The following is an 18,651-nucleotide window of genomic DNA, read 5'->3' as shown; positions in this document are numbered from 1 at the left end:
GTCGATCTTCAGACTCTGTCAACCATCACCAGCGCCGCCCAGTACACCGCCAGGGTCGCGATGTACGCGGCAATCAACGGCAACGCAGAAACTTCCCTTACCAACGCGAAAGTCCCGCCGAACAGGACAAACGTCAGCGCGAGTTTGCCGAACTCGGCGGCATAGTGCGCCCGCAGTATGCTGTGCGCGGACGCGTTGCGGGCACGAATCACGCACCAAGCGGAGTAGGCAGCAGGCACTACCGCGATTGCTCCGCCGAGCAACGCCGAAACGCCCGCCTGCAATCCCAGGGTGGCGAGGAATGCTGCGCCCAGCGCCAGGCTCACCGCGACCTGCAGACCCAGAATCGACAGCAACACCCGAATCACGTGGCCTCTTCTGTGGGAGACCATTTGCCGGCTGTGATGAAACGGCAGCGCCCGCAAAAAGACGGGAATTCTATTGTTGCCGTCGCCGGCGTGTCAACGAAACACCGGCTTGCGGAACGAATGATCAGCGCCGCAGCCTCTGCAACAGTCCGTCCAGCTGGTCGAGGCTCGCGTATTCGATGATCAAGCGACCGCGGCCGGTCTTCCCGTGCGCGATTCGTACCCTCGCCCCGAGCGCTTCGGATAGCTCCTCCTCCAGCGCTGCGATGTCCCGGTCCTTGCGCGCCACGCGCTTGTGCCTTTTGCCGACGGAGACACCTTCGTTGACCAGTTGCTCCGTCTCGCGCACCGACAGTCCCAGAGCCACCACCCGTTGTGCGAGTTCGATCTGACGTGCCGGGGCGAGCGAGAGCAGCGCGCGGGCGTGCCCCATGTCGAGCGCCCCGCTCGTCAACAGCTCCTGCACCGGCTTGGCCAACGAGAGCAGACGCAGCAGATTGGACACCGCAGAACGGGAACGGCCCACCGCTTGCGCGGCCGTTTCATGCGTCATTCCAAACTCGTCGAGCAGCCGCTGCAGGCCGGCTGCTTCCTCCAGGGGATTGAGATTCTCGCGCTGAATATTTTCGATGAGCGCGATGGCCAGCGCCGCCCGGTCCGCGACGTTTCGGATCAGGACTGGAACTTGTCTCAGTCCGGCGAGCTGGGCCGCGCGCCAGCGCCGCTCGCCGGCAATGATCTCGTACTGACCATCGTCCGCGGGCCGCACCAGGATGGGCTGCAGCAACCCCTGCGCCTTGATCGACTCGGCCAGTTCCGCGATGGAGTCGGGGTCCATGCGCGTGCGCGGCTGGTAGCGCCCTGGGCGCAGCGCGCCAATCGGCAGTTCGCCCACCTTGTCTTCGGCCTGCGGCTCATCGCCGGCCAGCAGCGCATCGAGCCCGCGGCCCAGTCCTTTCAGCTTTGCCATTGCGTTCCCTTTCATGTGCGCTTGCCGAGCACCTCGCCGGCCAATGCCAGATAGGCCAGTGCCCCTTTTGACTGGCGATCAAAGGTCATTGCGGGGACACCATGGCTCGGGGCTTCGGCCAGGCGCACGTTACGCGGGATCACGGTACGGTAGACCTTATCGCCGAAATGCTGCTGCAGCTGGTCAGAAACCTGTTGCGACAGCGTGTTGCGCGGGTCGTACATGGTGCGCAGTAGCCCTTCGATCTCGAGACCAGGATTCAGGTGAGCGCGCACTTTCTTGATCGTCTGCACTAGGTCGCTCAAGCCTTCGAGCGCGTAATACTCGCACTGCATCGGGATCATGACCGCATGGGCGGCGGTGAGACCGTTCACGGTGAGCAGGTTGAGTGCAGGAGGACAATCGATCAGCACGTAATCGTACAGGTTGCGCACCGCGTCGAGCGCGCGCTTGAGCCGGGTCTCCCGCTCCGGAAGCTCCACCAGTTCGACTTCGGCACCTGCCAAGTCGCGGTTTGCAGGAATCAGGTCGTACCCTCCTGAGGCGCTGCGCGTGCGCACCGTGGCCAGCGATGCAGTGCCCAGCAGCACCTGGTAGATGGTGGCCCTCAGAGAGCGCTTGTCCACACCGCTGCCCGTTGTGGCGTTGCCCTGCGGGTCGAGATCGATGAGCAGCACCCGCCGCCCCGCCATCGCAAGTCCCGCCGCCAGGTTGATGCTCGTCGTGGTCTTGCCGACCCCGCCCTTCTGGTTGGCCACCGCCAGAATGCGCGCCATCATCACTCGAGCAGTCGCGAAGGATCGATGACGACCAAGTGCCGCTCTGCCTCAAGCCCCGGAACGCTCAGCCGTTCAACCCGCTCGATCGCGGCGGCCGGCAACTGGGCCAGCTCCTCGTGCGGATAGATGCCCTTCATCGCTATTAGCCGGCCGGCCGCCGCGCACAGGCGCCGCGCGAAACGAGCGAAATCCGCGAGCTCGGCAAACGCACGTGAAATGACGACGTCGAATTTCTCTTTGGGCTGATAGTTCTCGACACGCGTGATCTCGACCCGGACGTTGGTAAGCCCAAGCTCTCCCACCGCTTGGCGCAAAAACGCGCCCTTCTTGTGGCTGCTGTCGAGCAGCGTCACCCCACGCGCACGGTTCACCACCGCCAGTGGGATCCCCGGCAGGCCGGCTCCCGATCCGACATCCAGTACGCGCCCTTCGGGCAGATGCGGAGCCACCGCAAGGCTGTCGAGAAGGTGCAGCACGACCCATCGGCTCGGGTCCCGAATCGCGGTCAAGTTATAGACCCGATTCCACTTCGCGAGCAGATCGAGGTAGCCGACCAAGGTCGCGATTTCCCGCTCGCCGAGCGCAATCCCCAAGGCGCTCGCGCCGGACCGCAGCGCCTGCGCAGTCAACCGCTGCCCGCTCGAGCCCGCAGCGGTGGTTGCGCCGCGACGAGCCCGCGCTTCAGATGCACTTGAAGCAGTGAGATCGCTGCCGGCGTTACGCCGGAAATCCGCGCTGCCTGCCCGAGTGTCTCCGGTCGATACTGCTCCAACTTCTGCTGAACCTCGATCGAGAGGCCGCGCACGCTACGGTAGTCCAGGTCCGCGGGAAGCCGGAGGTTTTCGAGCTGCTCGAATCGCCGGACTTCGTCCCGCTGCCGTTCGATGTACCCTTGATACTTGACTTGGATCTCGACCTGCTCCGCGGCCGAAGGATCCGCCAACCCCGGCCCCACGCCCTCGATGCTCATCAGATCGCGATAGCGCACCGTCGGTCGCCGCAGCAGCTCTTGGGCAGTGTGCTCGCGTTCAAGCGCGTGCCCGAACAGGAAGCGCATCCGTTCGGCGTCGAGCAGCCGGGGACGCACCCAAGTGGTCTTGAGCCGCTCCAGTTCGCGCTCGATGGCCTCGCGCTTGCGTTCGAATGCCGTCCAGCGGGCATCGTTGACCAGCCCCAGCGTCCGCCCGATTTCAGTCAGCCTAAGATCGGCATTGTCCTCGCGCAGGCTCAGCCGATATTCGGCGCGGCTAGTGAACATTCGGTATGGCTCGCTGACTCCTCGGGTGACCAAGTCGTCGACCAGCACGCCGAGATAGGCTTCATCCCGCCGTGGATACCACGGCGCCCAATCCCGGACTTGCAGCGCAGCGTTGATTCCCGCCAGCAGACCTTGGGCAGCCGCTTCCTCGTAACCCGTTGTCCCATTGATCTGGCCGGCAAAGAACAGGCCGCGAATGGCTTTGGTTTCGAGCCAAGGCTTCAAACCGCGCGGATCGAAATAGTCGTATTCGATTGCATAGCCGGGTCGAACGATATGTGCGTTCTCCAAGCCCTTGATCGAACGAACAATTTCGACTTGCACGTCATACGGGAGGCTGGTCGAGATTCCGTTTGGATAGACCTCGTTGGTTTCCAAGCCTTCCGGCTCGAGAAAGATCTGATGAGAAGCCTTGTGTGCAAACCGGGTGACCTTGTCCTCGATTGACGGGCAATACCGTGGACCGATGCCTTCGATCACGCCGGCAAACATGGGCGAGCGGTCGAGGTTGGCGCGAATGATTTCGTGAGTGCGCTCGTTGGTCTGAGTAATCCAACAAGAGACCTGCCGCGGATGCTGGCTGGCTGAGCCCAAGAACGAGAATACGGGGGCCGGGACGTCGCCCGGTTGTTCTTCCATCACCGTGAAGTCAATGGTTCGCCCGTCAAGCCGCGGTGGAGTACCGGTCTTCAACCGCCCCACTGCCAACCGAAGTTCGCGCAACCGCCGTGAGAGATTGACCGAAGCCGGCTCCCCGGCGCGTCCCGCCTGATAATTCTGAAGCCCGACGTGAATCAGTCCGGACAGAAAGGTCCCGGTCGTCAGCACCACCGCGCGCGCCCGGAACCGGAGGCCGATCTGGGTGACGACGCCTGTGATGCGGTCACCTTCCACGCTCAGATCGTCCACCGGCTGCTGGAACAGGACCAAGTTAGGCTGGTTCTCCAGACGACGCCGAATGGCCTGCTTATAGAGGACGCGGTCGGCCTGCGCCCGGGTTGCGCGGACCGCAGGACCCTTGCTGGCATTGAGAATCCGGAACTGGATGCCGGCCTCGTCCGCCGCTTCGGCCATCACGCCGCCAAGCGCATCGATCTCCTTGACCAAATGGCCTTTTCCGATGCCGCCGATAGACGGGTTGCAGGACATCTGTCCGAGCGTTTCGATGCTGTGGGTGATGAGCAGCGTGCGGCAGCCCATCCTCGCCGCAGCCAATGCGGCCTCGGTGCCGGCATGGCCGCCCCCGACGACAATGACGTCAAACTCGCGCGTGTAATCCATGGCCGCGCAATGGTACCCGAAAGGGTCGCGGTAACACAGAGCGACGGTTTCACGTGAAACCGCAACCGCCCCTGTTCCACGTGAAACAGCAGCTAGTCGCTCAAATCCAGGGCCATTTTGGCGATGAGCGCTGCCGTGACCAGCAGAAATACCTTTCTGATAAACGGGGCGCCACGCCGAACGGCAGCCGACGCTCCGAGATAACCGCCCACGAGATTGGCCACCGCCATCGGGATTCCGATGCCTAGGTCCACTTTGCCCGCAGCGGCAAAATAGCCCAGCGCACCCGCGTTCGTTGTCAGGTTGATCACCTTGGCATACGAAGCGGCTTCAAGAAAATCGTGGCGAAACCAGCGCACCAGCCCGAAGATGAGGAAGCTTCCCGTGCCTGGACCTAGAAAACCATCATAGAACCCCAAGCCCGTGCAGTAAGCCACCTGGCCTCCCGGCCAGGCTTGGGAGTGTCCCTGGCGGGCCAGCCCGAAACGGCCGTGGATCCAGACGTACCCACCAACCAAGACCAGGAGCAGGACCACCACGCCACGCACCGCTTCAGCCGGCAAATAGCTGATTGACCAAGCCCCGAGAACAGAGCCCAATGCGGCCCCGATGGCCGCGCTTCGCAGGCTGCGTGAGGGTATCGGTACATTGCGGGCGTAGCGCACAACGGCTGCCGCTGTACCCGCGATGGAAGAGACCTTGTTTGTGCCCAACAGCATCGCGGGCTCAGCGGCTGGAAACAGCGCGAAGAGCGCCGGCACTTGTATCAGCCCGCCACCACCGGCCACCGCGTCGACCAGCCCGGCGAAGAAGGCGAAGCCGCACAGGAGCAATAGCTCGTCCATGCGTTACTTGCCGATGCAGAAACGAGAGAAGATCTCGCCAAGCAGATCGTCGGAAGTAACTTCCCCGGTAATTTCGCCAAGCGCAAGCTGAGCAAGGCGCAGCTCCTCCGCCAACAGCTCAAGCTGGTGGAGCTCGGCCGAGGCCCGCACTAGCGCGCTCTCGGCCTTCGCCAGTGCCGCCAAATGGCGCTCGCGCGCCATGAAGGGGGCTTCCTCAAGGTTTTGCCAGCCTACCGCTTCGAGAAGCGCGCGCCGCAGCAGCTCGACGCCGGCGCCGGTCTTGGCCGACAGCCAGATGTGTGTTTCTGCGTCGCCTGATGACACTCGCGGAACCTCGCCAAGAAGATCTATCTTATTGAAGACTCTGATCTTTCTAGCGCTTCTGGGAAGGGCGCGCTCAATCGCCTCGTCTTCCGGCTCGATGGCGTGCGTGGCGTCGTACACATGCAGAAGCAAATCCGCTCGGCGGATTTCATCCCACGAGCGTTGCACGCCCAGTTGCTCGACCAGGTCGGCGCTCTCCCGCAATCCCGCGGTATCGACCAGGTGAATCGGCACCCCCTCGATCGTCAAATCGCGTCTGAGCGCATCGCGCGTGGTGCCGGGCACTTCGGTCACGATCGACACTTCTTCTTGCGCCAGCAGATTCATGAGGCTGGACTTCCCTACATTGGGTCGTCCGAGCAGTACTGTTCGCACGCCCTCGCGCAGCAAGTTTCCCTGCTTCGCGGTCTTGATTATCTCGGCGAGCCGGGCGCGCAGCGCCTCCAGTCGGGAAAGCGCCGCGTCGCGCTCGAGCAGATCCACGTCCTCTTCCGGGAAATCCAGCACTGCTTCGACGAATGCGCGCAATTCGAGCAAACCGTCACGCAGCTGCCGCACCTGTTTCGAGAAGGCTCCGGCGAGTGACCGCATCGCCCCCCGCGCGGCTGCTGCCGAGCTGGCGTCGATCAGATCTGCCACCGCCTCCGCTTGCGCAAGGTCGAGCTTGCCGTTGAAAAACGCACGTAGCGTGAACTCGCCGGGCTGCGCGGGGCGTGCTCCCAGCTCGAAGCAGCGGTGCAGCAGGAGCCTGAGGATCGCCGGTCCACCGTGACCGTGCAGCTCCAAGACGTCCTCGCCGGTATAGGAATGGGGAGCCGGAAAGAAGAGCGCAATGCCTTGATCGATTAGCTCGCCGTGGCCATCGGAGAAGCGCGCCAGCGTGGCGCGCCGCGGAGCGAGTAAGGCGCCCGTCAGTGCCGAGGCGATCGTCCGCGCGGCAGGCCCTGAAACACGCACCACCCCGATCCCTGCGCGGCCCGGCGCAGTTGCGATCGCGGCGATCGTGTCAGCGGGCGGCATCAGCGGGCTTGGCGCGCTCGATCGCCCGCGTAATCTGCCACTGCTGCGCAATGGACAGCAGGTTGTTCACGAGCCAGTACAGCACCAGTCCCGCCGGAAAGAAGAAGAAGAACACGCTGAACACGATCGGCATGATCTTCATGACCTTGGCCTGCACCGGGTCGGGCGGCTCCGGGTTCATCCGCGTCTGCACGATCATGGACAAACCCATCAGCACCGGAAGCACGTAATACGGATCCTTCGCCGAGAGGTCCGTGATCCACCACACGAAAGGCGCGTGGCGCAGTTCGACGCTCGCAAGCAAAACCCAGTAAAGAGCGATGAAGAACGGGATCTGCACCAGGATCGGCAGGCAGCCGCCGAGCGGGTTGATCTTCTCCGTCTTGTAGAGTTCCACCATCGCCTGGTGCATCCGCTGTCGGTCGTCGCCGTACAGTTCCTTGAGCTTTTGCAGTTTGGGCGCCAGCACGCGCATCTTCGCCATCGACTTGTAGCTCGCAGCCGACAGCGGATAAAAGAGGAGCTTGATGACCACAGTCAGGATAATGATGGCTACGCCCCAGTTGCCGACCCATCTGTGGATCGCGGCAAGCAACCAGAACATCGGCACGGCGATGATGGTCAGCCAGCCGTAGTCGACCGTCAGATCCAGACCGGGTGCGAGCTTCGCGAGCTTGTCCTGCTCCTGCGGCCCCGCGTACAGGGGAGCGCCGACCTTGGCAGCAGCGCCAGGGGCGATTTCGCCCACCGGCAGGATGACGCCGACGGCATACAGATCCCCACCGAGCGCGCGGGTGAAGAATTCCCGTACTACGCCTTTGCCCGGCAACCACGCAGCCACGAAATAATGCTGGACGATCGCCGCCCAGCCGTTGTCGGCCTGCTTGGGGTAGTCCACCTTTCCCTTGTCCATGTCCCCAAAGGCGACTTTCTTGAATTTAGAGACTTCCGTATATACGGCGGCGCCGGTAAAGGTCGGCACCATCTTCGAGTCGCCGGCCGGCGGCTTGCTGTCTCGCAAGAGCTGGAAATAGGCGTAGGGCTGCAGCGGTGCGCTGCCGCGATTGCGCAGCTCGTATTCGATGTCCACGAGGTAGCTGGCGCGATGAAACGTGTAGCGCTGCACCACGGAAGCGTCGCCCGTCTCTGCCGCAAGCGTAACCACGAGCCGGTCCTCGCCCGGGTGCAGCTCATAGCTCTCCGCGCTCGCGCGGTACGGCGTTGTGTGATTGGGCAGTCCCGGACCGATCAGACCGGTCTGAGCCATGTAGGTGCGCTCGGCGGACTGCTCGAAGAGCACGAAGTTCTTGGTCTTGTCGAGCGTGTCCCGATGCTGCAACAGCTCCAGACGCCTCAGGACGCCGCCCAGTGGATCGATCTCCGCGATCAGCAGATCCGTCTTGACCGTGATGGGCTTCGTCGGCGCTGCCGGCTTGGCGACAATCCCTGCGACGGGTGGCGGCTCCCCCGGCCGGGGCGGGGTGCTCTGTGGTGGGCTCGATACCGCGGGCCTCGTCGGCGCGGGCGCCGGACCCGGCTGCGGCTGCTGCTCCCGAACCCACGCCTCCACCAGCAAGAACACCGACACGGCGAATACAATGCCGGCGAAGATCCGAAGATTATCCATGGTGTCGCTTCTCAGGGCACCGGGTCTGCTCCGCCCTCGCACCACGGGTGGCAGCGGAACAGCCGCCGCGCTGCGAGCAGCCCGCCGTGCAGGGCACCGTAGCGGCCGATCGCTTCGCGCGCATACTCGGAACAGGTCGGGTAGAACCGGCACTGGTTCCCCACCCAGGGACTCCCCAAGTACTGATAAGCGCGAATCAAAGCCAGCAGTAACCGCTTCATGATCCAAGGCGTGCAAGGAGTTCTTGCAGCTCGTGACTTGCCGCGCGCCGTTCGGTGTTCGCAACGCGAGCGACGAGCCGTATTACGACGTCCAGACCAGCGAGCGGCGAGCGCTTCCTGCGAAACGCTTCGCGGGCCAGCCGCCGAGCAAGCGAGCGGTCCACTGCCCGGGCCGCCACCTTTCGCCCAACGATCAACCCGAGCCGGGCCGGTTGCGGTCTACCGTTCGGTCTGGCCAGGACCTGATACCAGTGTCCCTGGTAACGGCGCGAAAAGTACCCGGTAAACTGCGCAGGAGTATCGAGCCGCGCGCCGCGAGGCAGCTTCCCGGCATCGTCCTTCACACCGCCAAGCGGCTGCGCCCCTTCGCCCGCCTGGCATTGAGCACGGCACGGCCTCCGCGGGTGCGCATCCGGACCAGGAAGCCATGGCGGCGCTTGCGTCGGGTCACGGAGGGCTGATAGGTGCGCTTCATTTGATGCTCCGAAAACGCTTGAAAAAGCGCGCTATTACACGGATTTGTTAGCTGCTTGTCAATCGCAGATCCATTAAAGGCCCTGTGGATAACTGAGCCACGCATTGCTAAAATGCAGTGTTTTTCGCCACCGCTGCGCTCTGCAGCTCACCTCCCGGAACCAAGCTTGCGCTGATGGACAGTTTCTGGACCCATTGTCTCCGGCACTTCGAAAAGGCCGTCCCGGCGCAGCAGTTCAGGACATGGATTCAGCCGCTTCAGGCACGTGTGGAAGGCGCAACGGTGCACATCGCGGCGCCTAACCGCTTCGTCTTGGAGTGGGTAAAGGACAAGTACCTCGAGGATATCCGCAGGCTGTCGGCCGAACTGCTGCATCGCGAAGTGGAGATTTCCCTCTCGCTGTGCGAACCCGCCGTTCCGGTACAGGAATTGGGAAGCGAGCCCGTGCAGGCTCCTGCGGCAAAGCCAAAGGTCAAGGAGCATAGCCGTCTCAACCCGATCTTCACCTTCGACTCCTTTGTGACGGGAAAGGCCAACCAGCTCGCCCGGGCAGCCGCACTGCAAGTCGCGGAGCATCCCGGGATTGCCTACAACCCGCTGTTCGTCTATGGCGGCGTCGGCTTGGGCAAGACGCACCTCATACAGGCCATCGGCAACCTCGTGCAGGAGCGCAACCCGGCCGCCAAAGTCCGCTACATTCACGCGGAGCAATATGTCTCGGATGTCGTCCGCGCTTATCAGCACAAGGCCTTCGACGGCTTCAAGCGCTATTACCACTCGTTGGATGTGCTGCTGATTGACGACATCCAGTTCTTCAGCGGAAAGACGCGCACGCAGGAAGAGTTCTTTTACGCCTTCAACGCGCTCATCGAGGCGCACAAGCAGGTAGTGATCACATGCGACAGCTATCCCAAGGAAATCGCCGGAATGGAAGATCGACTGATCTCGCGTTTCGGCTGGGGATTGACGGTGGCCATCGAGCCGCCGGAGCTGGAAATGCGTGTGGCGATTCTGCTCAAGAAGGCCGACGCTGAACGCGTGCGCCTGCCCGAAGACGTCGCGTTCTTCATCGCCAATCACATCCAGTCCAACGTGCGCGAGCTGGAAGGCGCTTTGAAGCGCGTGCTCGCCTATGCCAAGTTCGCCAACGCCGCAATCACGGTCGAACTGGCCCGTGAAGCGTTGCGCGATCTGCTCGCTGTCCAGATCCGCCAGGTTTCGGTGGAGAACATCCAGCGCATCGTGGCCGATTACTTCAAGATCAAGGTCTCGGACATGTATTCCAAGAAGCGTTCCCGTACCGTGGCCAGGCCGCGCCAGATGGCCATGGCCCTGGCCAAGGAACTGACTTCCCTGAGCCTGCCGGATATCGGGGATGCGTTTGGGGGACGCGACCATACCACGGTGTTGCATGCTTGCCGAAAGATCGCCGAGCTGCGCAACTCCAATCCTGATGTGTCGCGCGATTTCGAAGCACTACTGCAGGCGCTGAGAAGCTGACAAGCTGTGTACAACCTGTGCATCGTTCGTCTTCGGACAAACTCTGGGTCTTCCGTCAACAGGCTGTCCACATTCAGTACACGACTGTCCCGCTGCATCGATGCTTGTTAACCCACTGGGCGCTTTGTCAAAAACCGGTTCGCTCGCATTTCAACGCTGGTTCTAGTCTTACCACTATTTACAAATGAAACTTCTGGACATTGAAAGAGACACGCTCCTGAAACCTCTGCAGGCCGTCTCTGGAATCGTCGAGCGGCGCCACACTCTCCCCATTTTGTCCAACGTTCTTCTGGAGACCGATTCAGGGGCCGTCAAGCTTATGGCTACCGACCTCGAAATCCAGGTCGCTACCCAGGCGGCGGCCGAACGTACGGATGTTCAGCACGCCGTGACAGTCTCGGCGCGGAAGCTGCAGGATATCTTGCGCTCCCTGCCCGAAAAGAGCGTCGTGACGTTCGATGCACAGAACGGCAAACTGGTTCTCAAGGCAGGAAGGAGCCGGTTCCACTTGCAGACGCTTCCGGCACAGGACTTCCCGCGCATGAGCGACACGACGAATGACGCGACTTCGATCGAGCTGCCGCAGCGCCAGCTCAGATCGATGTTGCACCTCGTTCAGTACGCAATGGCCCAGCAGGATATCCGCTACTATCTGAACGGGCTGCTGATCCTCGTCGATGACAAGCAGCTCACCATGGTCGCGACCGACGGACACCGGCTTGCATATGCCGTGAACAATCTCGACAAGAGCTATCCCAGAATCGAGGTTATCGTTCCGCGCAAGGCGGTGCTCGAACTGGTGAAGCTGCTAGCCGATTCCGAGGATCCCATCCGGATGCAGCTGTCGGCCGCGCAGGCGCGCTTCCTGTTCGGCGGGATAGACCTGGTATCGAAGGTTATCGATGGGAAGTTCCCGGACTACACGCGCGTCATTCCCAGCAACTACAAGAAGCATCTGACCATTTCGCGCAGCCTGCTGCAGCAGTCGCTTCAGAGAGCCGCGATTCTCTCCAACGAGAAGTTTCGTGGCGTGCGCTGGGTTCTCACCGCGAATAGCCTAAAGATCGTCTGCACCAATGCCGAGCAGGAAGAAGCGGAAGAGGAACTGGAAGTCGAGTACGCGTCCGAACCGCTGGACATCGGGTTCAACATTACCTATCTGCTGGACGTGCTGAACAACCTCGGCGTCGAGCAGGTGGACTGCGCGCTTGGCGATGCCAACAGCAGCATGCTAATGACGGTGCCTGGCGACAAGAACTTCAAGTATGTGGTGATGCCGATGCGCATCTAGGACTGGAACTCAACAATGGCGGAGAGCGATTACAACGCGGACAGCATCAAGGTCCTGAAAGGACTGGAAGCGGTCCGCAAGCGCCCGGGCATGTACATCGGCGACACCGGCGACGGTACCGGCCTGCATCACATGGTCTTCGAGGTGCTGGACAATTCGATCGACGAAGCGCTGGCCGGATACTGCGACGAGATCAAGGTGATCCTGCACAGCGACAACTCGGTCAGCGTCATCGACAATGGGCGTGGCATCCCGACCGACGTGCACCCCGAGGACGAGCTGGGTCGATCCACGGCCGAGATCGTCATGACCGTGCTGCACGCGGGCGGCAAGTTCGACGGCAACTCCTACAAAATATCCGGCGGCCTGCACGGCGTGGGCGTCTCCGTGGTGAACGCACTCTCCGAGTGGCTGAAGCTCACCATCCGGCGCGACGGTGCGGTGCACTTCATCGAGTTTCGCAATGGCGACCCCGTCGCTCCGCTGCGCCAGGTGGGCCAGACGGAAAGGCGCGGCACCGAAGTGCACTTCCTGCCCAGCAAGGCGGTGTTCGGAAACATCGAGCTGCATTACGACATTCTGGCCAAAAGGCTGCGCGAGCTGTCGTTTCTGAACAATGGCGTACGCATCGAGTTGCAAGATCAGCGCAGCGGCAAGGAGGAAGTGTTCGAGCTCGCCGGCGGCGTCAGGGGATTCGTCGAATACATCAACCGGACCAAGAACGTTCTGCATCCGAACATCTTCCACACGGTCTACGAGCGCGAAGGGATCACCGTCGAAGTGGCAATGCAGTGGAACGACTCCTATCAGGAGCAGGTGCTCTGTTTCACCAACAACATCCCACAGCGCGACGGCGGGACGCACCTCACAGCGCTGCGCAACGCCATGACGCGCACGCTGAATCAGTACATCGAGGCGAACGAGCTGGCAAAAAAAGCGAAGGTTGAAACCACGGGCGACGACATGCGCGAGGGCCTGACCTGTGTGCTGTCGGTGAAGCTTCCGGATCCGAAGTTCTCCTCGCAAACCAAGGACAAGCTGGTCTCCTCGGAGGTACGCCCGGTGGTCGAGGACGCGATCTCAGAAAGGCTGGGCGCATGGTTGCTGGAAAAGCCGGTGGACGCCAAGATCATCGTCAGCAAGATCATCGAGGCGGCACGGGCGCGCGAAGCGGCGCGCAAAGCGCGCGAAATGACGCGTCGCAAGGGTGTGCTGGACGGCTTCGGCCTGCCCGGAAAGCTGGCCGACTGTCAGGAGAAGGATCCGGCGCTGTGCGAACTCTATCTGGTCGAAGGGGACTCCGCCGGCGGCTCCGCGAAACAGGGGCGGGACCGCAAGTTCCAGGCGATCCTCCCGCTCAAGGGCAAGATCCTGAACGTCGAGAAGGCGCGTTTCGAGAAGCTGCTGTCCTCGCAGGAGATCGCCGCGCTCATCACAGCGCTCGGTACCGGCATCGGCAAGGAGGACTACAAGCCCGAGAAGCTGCGCTATCACCGCATCATCATCATGACCGACGCGGACGTGGACGGCTCGCACATCCGGACGCTGCTGCTGACCTTCTTCTACCGTCAGATGCCGGACCTGATCGAGCGCGGCCACGTCTACATCGCCCAGCCGCCGCTCTACAAGGTCAAGCACGGAAAGGAAGAGCGCTACCTCAAGGACGATCACGAGCTGAAGGAGTTCCTGCTGCGCCTGGCACTAAAGGATGCCGAGCTGCACCCCGGAGAAGGGCGCCCGGCGCTCGCGCGCGAAGCGCTCGAGGAAGTGGCGAGGTCCTACATTCTCGCGGAGGCCGTCATCGAGCGCGTGGGGCGGCGGATCGATCCCGCGATATTGAATGCCCTGCTGCGCAATCCCGACGTCAGCCTGCGTGACGCGGAGAGCGCCGCCGCTGCGGCGCGCTACCTGTCAGCGGCCTGCGCGAACGAGGGCATTGTCGTCGAGCCCCACTTCGATGCCAGGAACGAAGCGCACCTGCTCGCGATCAAGCGCATGCAGCATGGCAATCTGCGCACCACCTACCTCGACAACGACTTTCTGGATACCGGAGACTACGCGCAAATCCGTCAGACCGCCCAGGTGCTGCACGGCCTGGTCCGCGAGGGCGCCTACGTCAAGCGGGGTGATCAGGAGCGCGCGGTGAGCGACTTCAAGCAGGCGCTGGACTGGTTGCTAGAGGAAGTGAAGAAGGGCATCTCGATCCAGCGCTACAAGGGACTGGGAGAAATGAACCCCGAGCAGCTGTGGGAAACGACCATGGATCCGGCCTCACGGCGCTTGCTGAAAACGCAGATCGAGGACGCCATCGCGGCCGATGAGATCTTCACGACTTTAATGGGCGATCTGGTCGAACCGCGCCGCGCTTTCATCGAAAGCAACGCGCTCGGGGTGCGAAATCTGGACGTCTGAAGCGTGCGGGCTAGCCTGCACGTTTCGACGCGGCCTTGGCGCTTCGGGATGGCGGCTTCGCCGCTGTGGCTTTCTCTCGCTTGCCGGCCGCGGCTTGGCTCGACGCTCGTTGCGTCTTTGCGGCGAGAATCTCCACGGCTTGCTCGAGGGTGAGCTTTTCCGGGTCCACGTCTCGAGGCAGCGTGGCGTTGACCGAGCCATGTCTGACGTAGGGCCCATAGCGCCCGCTGTGCAGGCTGACCGGCCGCTGATCCGCAGGGTGCACGCCGAGCCTCCGGCCCGCGCGGCCGCCCGTGGCCTTGCTCTCGGCCAACAGCTCCAGGGCGCGCTCCAGCGTGATCGAGAACACGTTTTCGCTCTTGGGAATCGACTTGAAACTTCCGTCGTGCTTCACGTAGGGCCCGAAGCGACCGACGTTGGCCTCGACCGGTTTACCGGTTGCCGGGTGCAGGCCGAGCTGGCGGGGCAGCGATAGCGCTTTCAAGGCGACCTCCAACGCCTCGGGCGTGGCGGCGGAGGGAACGGGCACGTTCTTGGGCCAGGCGGCGCGCTTGGGCTTTTCGGCAGCGCCTTGCGCGCTTTGTCCCACTTGCACGTAATGACCGTAGGGACCCTTGAGCAGCAACAGGTCCTTGCCCGAGACGGGATCCTTGCCTAGAACCACAGGGCCCGCCGCGCCACCGCCCCAGGGGCGCGTGTAGTCGCATTCAGGATAGCCGCTGCAACCGACGAACAATCCGCGGCTGCTGTTCTGGAGCAGCACGGCCCTGCCACATTTGGGGCACTTCTCCGGTGGCCGACCTCGTTCCTGCCACGCCGGATCGAGCAGCCCTTTGGAATAGTCGCTCCATGTGCTCACGCGAGGTGTGGCCTCGGGAATCGGCACGCCTCGGAATACCTGCTCCTTGTGGTCCAGCTCGGCGGAGAAGTCGGCCCAGAATTCCTCCAGCACCTTGATCCATTCCAGCGAGCCGTTGGAGATCTCGTCGAGTTCTTCCTCGAGATTGGCGGTGAAGCCGTAGTCCACGTAGTGGTGAAAGTGCGAGGTGAGAAACGCGTTGACCAGCCGGCCGATGTCGGTCGGCACGAAGCGCTTCTTGTCCAGAATCGCGTAGCCCCGTTCCTGCAGCGTGGAAATGATCGTGGCGTAGGTCGAGGGCCGGCCGATGCCGTACTCCTCCAGGGTCTTGACCAGGCTTGCCTCGGTGTACCGCGGCGGTGGCTGAGTGAAATGCTGCTCGCCGAACAGGCGGTCCACCGGCAGGCGCTCCTTCTCCTCAAGCGGCGGGAGTTTGGCCTCTTCTTCCGGCTGCGCATCGTCGCTGTCTTCGGCGTAAACCGCGATGAAGCCGGGAAACACCAGCGTCTGACCGGTGGCGCGGAACAGCGTGTCGTCTCGGCCCGCGGAGAGATCGACCGTGGTCGTGTCGAACTTCGCCGCGGTCATCTGGCAGGCGAGGGTGCGCTTCCAGATCATCTCATATAGAGCGGCCTGATCCGCGGAAAGATGAGCCCTCACCATCTCGGGCGTGCGGAAGATGGAAGTGGGTCGGATCGCCTCGTGGGCTTCCTGAGCGTTCTTGGACTTGTTGCGGTAGTGCACTGTCGCCTTGGGCAGGTAGTCGGGCGCGAAGTGCCGGTGGATGTAGTCCCTGATCTCGCGCAGCGCTTCGTCCGCCAGCGCCAGCGAGTCGGTACGCATGTAAGTGATCAGCCCGACCGTGGTGCCGCCGATGTCCACACCCTCGTAGAGCTGCTGCGCGGTGCGCATGGTCCGCTGGGTCGTCATGCCGAGCTTGCGGACGGCCTCCTGCTGCAGCGTCGACGTGGTGAACGGCGGCGCCGGCTGGCGCGACTTGGGCTTGCGCTCGACCCGCGCGACCGTGACCGAGCCCTTGGCGAGCTTGTCCAGATCTGCGATCAGCTTGCGATGCGCCGCCTCGCTGCGCACGAAGAACTGCTCGACTTTCTCGCCCTTGTACTGGTACAGGCGGGCGCTGAACGCGTGCCGTCCCTTGTGCGTGTCCAGGTGAATCGTCCAGTACTCCTGCTTCCGGAAGTTCTCGATCTCCTGCTCGCGCTCGACGATCAGGCGCAGCGCGGGACTCTGGACGCGGCCGGCGGAAAGGCTGGGCCCGATCTTCTTCCACAGCAGCGGAGAGAGGTTGAAGCCGACCAGGTGGTCGAGCGCGCGGCGCGCCTGCTGCGCGTTCACCAGCGGCATGGAGATGTGGCGCGGGTGCCTTACCGCCTCCTTCACCGCGGATTCGGTGATCTCGTAGAACACGACGCGGTGCAGCTTCTTGTTCTTGAGCAGTTTGCGGCTCTTCAGGATCTCGGCCAGGTGCCATGCGATGGCTTCGCCTTCGCGATCGGGGTCGGTCGCGAGATAGACATCGGAGGCCTTGGCCACTGCCTTGGCAATCGCGTCGACGTGCTTCTGGTTTCTCTCGACCAGCGTGTACTTCATCTCGAAACCGCGTTCGGGATCGACCGCACCTTCCTTGGCCTCGAGATCCCGCACGTGCCCGTACGACGCCACGATGTCGAAGCCACGACCCAGATATTTCTTCAAGGTCTTGGCCTTCGAAGGCGACTCGACGATCACTACGTTGTGCGACATGTGGATGCCCGGGCAAAAAGAGGGCGAGATGATAAGAACTTGCCGCGGGAGCGGCAAGTCGTGATCGCAAGACCCCGCATCAGCAGGTCTTCAGTTTGCTTGCCGCTCCTCGGTTCCTGCCAGCAGCTCTTCTACGACCAGCGGATCGAGCGTTTGTTTCTGATTCCACAGCACCAGCAGCGCGACGAGCTTGAGCTTCTCCAGCCCGATGCCGGGCTCCTCCAGCGCGGTCACGCGCTCGATGATTAGCTCGCGCTGGGGCGCGCTGAGCATTCCCGAGTTCTCAAGAAATACCAGGAACCCGCGCGCTTCCGGAGTCGTCCTCGCCAGCTCCTGCTCGGTGTAGACGCGGAAGCCGCGGCTGTTGTCGAATTCGCCGCAGTCTGCGTCGCGATTCGGGGATTCGAGCCCGCTCAGCCACGCCAGCGCGGCCGCGATGTCTTCTTCTTCGAAACCTGCGGCGCACAGGCGCTTGGAAAGCGTTTCGGCATCGGGACAGTCACCGTTCGGAAAATAGTTTTCGATCAGGTACACCAGGATGTCGAACATGCGCCCGCTCAAGCTAGTGTATGCGCTGGAACTTTCCGCCCGGCAAGCGTTCGATCCGGCCGTCGAGTTCTAGTGTCAGCAGCATCGCCGAAGCCGTTTCCGCCGTCAAGCCGCTTCTCGCGCACAGCGTGTCGAGATCAATCGGGTCATAGCCCATTGCGGCGAGCAACTCGGAATCGGAGTTGCCGCGCGCGGGGCCGATGTCCGGAGCACGAAATGGAACTTGCAGCTCCTCGAGAATGTCGCGCGCACTCTCCGTCAGCTTGGCGCCCTGCTTGATGAGCAGATGACATCCCTTGGACAACGGGGAGTGGATAGAGCCGGGAACGGCGAACACTTCGCGCCCTTGTTCCAGCGCGAAGCGCGCCGTGATGAGCGAGCCGCTGTGCAGGGCGGCCTCCACGATCAGAACCCCCTGCGCCAGGCCGCTGATGAGGCGGTTGCGGCGCGGAAAGTTTCCCGCGAGCGGTTTGGTTCCCAGCGGCAGCTCGGACAACAGCAGACCACGCTCGGCGATCTGGTGCGCGAGCACGCGGTTGCCCGCTGGATAAACGATGTCCAGGCCCGTGCCGACCACCGCGATGGAACTGGCAGCGCCACTCAGTCCGCCCCGGTGCGCGGCTGCGTCGATGCCCAGTGCAAGCCCGCTGATTATGGTAAGTCCGCTGTCGGCCAGCTCGCGGGCGAATGCCTCGGCGTTGGCGGCTCCCGACGCGGTTGCGTTGCGGCTGCCCACGATCGCGATCGCGGCGCGGGACAGCAGCGATGACTGACCCTTTGCGAACAGCAGCGGAGGCGGATCGGCGATTTCCAGCAGTCGTCTAGGGTAATCGGCGTCCGCCCAAGTGAGCAGTCGATGCCCCGGGACGGTCAGCCATTGCAGGGTCGCATCGAGCAGCGCTGGATCGGGACCGCGCGCGATGGCGCTCGCCAGTTCTTCGCCGACCAGGTGGCGCAGCTCGCCAGCGCCGACGCCAAGCGCCGCTTCGGGCTCGCCGAACGTGGATAGCAGTTGGCGGAAGGCTACCGGGCCCACGCCCGAGACGAGTCCGAGGCGCAGCCACGCCTCGGTTTCCGTCACGTGAGCATGCTCCGCAAGACCGCTGAC

The 18,651-nt window shown here is 62.9% G+C and carries 17 protein-coding genes; 3 read left to right on the top strand and 14 right to left on the bottom strand.

What is annotated here, in order from left to right; translation table 11 throughout:
• Positions 1-8: 8 nt before the first annotated feature.
• From VNM24_10195 to rpmH, 11 genes are all read right to left on the bottom strand, one after another.
• Positions 9-368, bottom strand: a complete 360-nt coding sequence (locus VNM24_10195) for an ATP synthase subunit I (protein HWQ38961.1) — start codon at positions 366-368, stop codon at positions 9-11.
• A gap of 124 nt (positions 369-492) precedes the next feature.
• Positions 493-1,353: a ParB/RepB/Spo0J family partition protein gene (locus tag VNM24_10190; GenBank protein ID HWQ38960.1), complete on the bottom strand. Its 861-nt coding sequence runs from the start codon at positions 1,351-1,353 to the stop codon at positions 493-495.
• Positions 1,350-2,114 (bottom strand): AAA family ATPase, encoded by a 765-nt coding sequence (locus VNM24_10185; protein HWQ38959.1) that lies wholly within the window; start codon positions 2,112-2,114, stop codon positions 1,350-1,352. The genes VNM24_10190 and VNM24_10185 overlap by 4 nt, the downstream gene beginning before the upstream one ends.
• 2 nt (positions 2,115-2,116) lie before the next feature.
• Positions 2,117-2,746, bottom strand: a complete 630-nt coding sequence (gene rsmG / locus VNM24_10180) for a 16S rRNA (guanine(527)-N(7))-methyltransferase RsmG (protein HWQ38958.1) — start codon at positions 2,744-2,746, stop codon at positions 2,117-2,119.
• A complete protein-coding gene (mnmG, locus tag VNM24_10175) occupies positions 2,743-4,656 on the bottom strand; it encodes a tRNA uridine-5-carboxymethylaminomethyl(34) synthesis enzyme MnmG (GenBank protein HWQ38957.1) in 1,914 nt (637 codons plus the stop codon). The genes rsmG and mnmG overlap by 4 nt, the downstream gene beginning before the upstream one ends.
• A 92-nt stretch (positions 4,657-4,748) precedes the next feature.
• Positions 4,749-5,501 (bottom strand): TSUP family transporter, encoded by a 753-nt coding sequence (locus VNM24_10170; GenBank protein HWQ38956.1) that lies wholly within the window; start codon positions 5,499-5,501, stop codon positions 4,749-4,751.
• Between the two features lie 3 nt (positions 5,502-5,504).
• Positions 5,505-6,845 (bottom strand): tRNA uridine-5-carboxymethylaminomethyl(34) synthesis GTPase MnmE, encoded by a 1,341-nt coding sequence (gene mnmE, locus VNM24_10165; GenBank protein ID HWQ38955.1) that lies wholly within the window; start codon positions 6,843-6,845, stop codon positions 5,505-5,507.
• The gene (yidC, locus tag VNM24_10160; protein ID HWQ38954.1) at positions 6,832-8,472 is read right to left on the bottom strand and encodes a membrane protein insertase YidC; all 1,641 of its coding nucleotides are present in this window, start codon (positions 8,470-8,472) and stop codon (positions 6,832-6,834) included. Before yidC ends, mnmE begins: the two co-directional genes overlap by 14 nt.
• An 11-nt stretch (positions 8,473-8,483) precedes the next feature.
• On the bottom strand, positions 8,484-8,696 hold the full coding sequence (gene yidD, locus VNM24_10155; protein HWQ38953.1) for a membrane protein insertion efficiency factor YidD: 213 nt from the start codon (positions 8,694-8,696) through the stop codon (positions 8,484-8,486).
• Positions 8,690-9,037, bottom strand: coding sequence for a ribonuclease P protein component (locus VNM24_10150; GenBank protein HWQ38952.1), 348 nt, complete (start codon positions 9,035-9,037; stop codon positions 8,690-8,692). The genes yidD and VNM24_10150 overlap by 7 nt, the downstream gene beginning before the upstream one ends.
• Entirely contained in the window at positions 9,034-9,168 is a 135-nt protein-coding gene (rpmH, locus tag VNM24_10145) for a 50S ribosomal protein L34 (protein HWQ38951.1), read from the bottom strand. Before rpmH ends, VNM24_10150 begins: the two co-directional genes overlap by 4 nt.
• A gap of 174 nt (positions 9,169-9,342) precedes the next feature.
• Between rpmH and dnaA the strand changes: the two genes are divergently transcribed.
• The 3 genes from dnaA (at position 9,343) to gyrB (ending at position 14,371) form a co-directional block, all read left to right on the top strand.
• On the top strand, positions 9,343-10,668 hold the full coding sequence (gene dnaA, locus VNM24_10140; protein HWQ38950.1) for a chromosomal replication initiator protein DnaA: 1,326 nt from the start codon (positions 9,343-9,345) through the stop codon (positions 10,666-10,668).
• Positions 10,669-10,852: 184 nt separating this feature from the next.
• The gene (gene dnaN, locus VNM24_10135) at positions 10,853-11,959 is read left to right on the top strand and encodes a DNA polymerase III subunit beta (protein ID HWQ38949.1); all 1,107 of its coding nucleotides are present in this window, start codon (positions 10,853-10,855) and stop codon (positions 11,957-11,959) included.
• Positions 11,960-11,974: 15 nt separating this feature from the next.
• Positions 11,975-14,371, top strand: coding sequence for a DNA topoisomerase (ATP-hydrolyzing) subunit B (gyrB, locus tag VNM24_10130; GenBank protein ID HWQ38948.1), 2,397 nt, complete (start codon positions 11,975-11,977; stop codon positions 14,369-14,371).
• A gap of 10 nt (positions 14,372-14,381) precedes the next feature.
• On the opposite strand, the gene topA is transcribed toward gyrB, so the two are convergent.
• From topA to dprA, 3 genes are all read right to left on the bottom strand, one after another.
• The gene (topA, locus tag VNM24_10125) at positions 14,382-16,994 is read right to left on the bottom strand and encodes a type I DNA topoisomerase (GenBank protein ID HWQ38947.1); all 2,613 of its coding nucleotides are present in this window, start codon (positions 16,992-16,994) and stop codon (positions 14,382-14,384) included.
• A gap of 90 nt (positions 16,995-17,084) precedes the next feature.
• Positions 17,085-17,543 carry a DUF494 domain-containing protein gene (locus tag VNM24_10120; GenBank protein ID HWQ38946.1) on the bottom strand — a complete coding sequence of 153 codons (459 nt, stop codon included), beginning with the start codon at positions 17,541-17,543 and terminating at the stop codon, positions 17,085-17,087.
• Positions 17,544-17,556: 13 nt separating this feature from the next.
• Positions 17,557-18,624: a DNA-processing protein DprA gene (gene dprA, locus VNM24_10115; GenBank protein ID HWQ38945.1), complete on the bottom strand. Its 1,068-nt coding sequence runs from the start codon at positions 18,622-18,624 to the stop codon at positions 17,557-17,559.
• Positions 18,625-18,651: the final 27 nt, after the last annotated feature.

Source organism: Burkholderiales bacterium (assembly GCA_035560005.1).
GTDB lineage: Bacteria > Pseudomonadota > Gammaproteobacteria > Burkholderiales > Eutrophovitaceae > DASRFY01.
The sequence above is the reverse complement of the archived record's forward strand: the minus strand, read 5'-3'. Positions and strand labels throughout refer to the sequence as shown.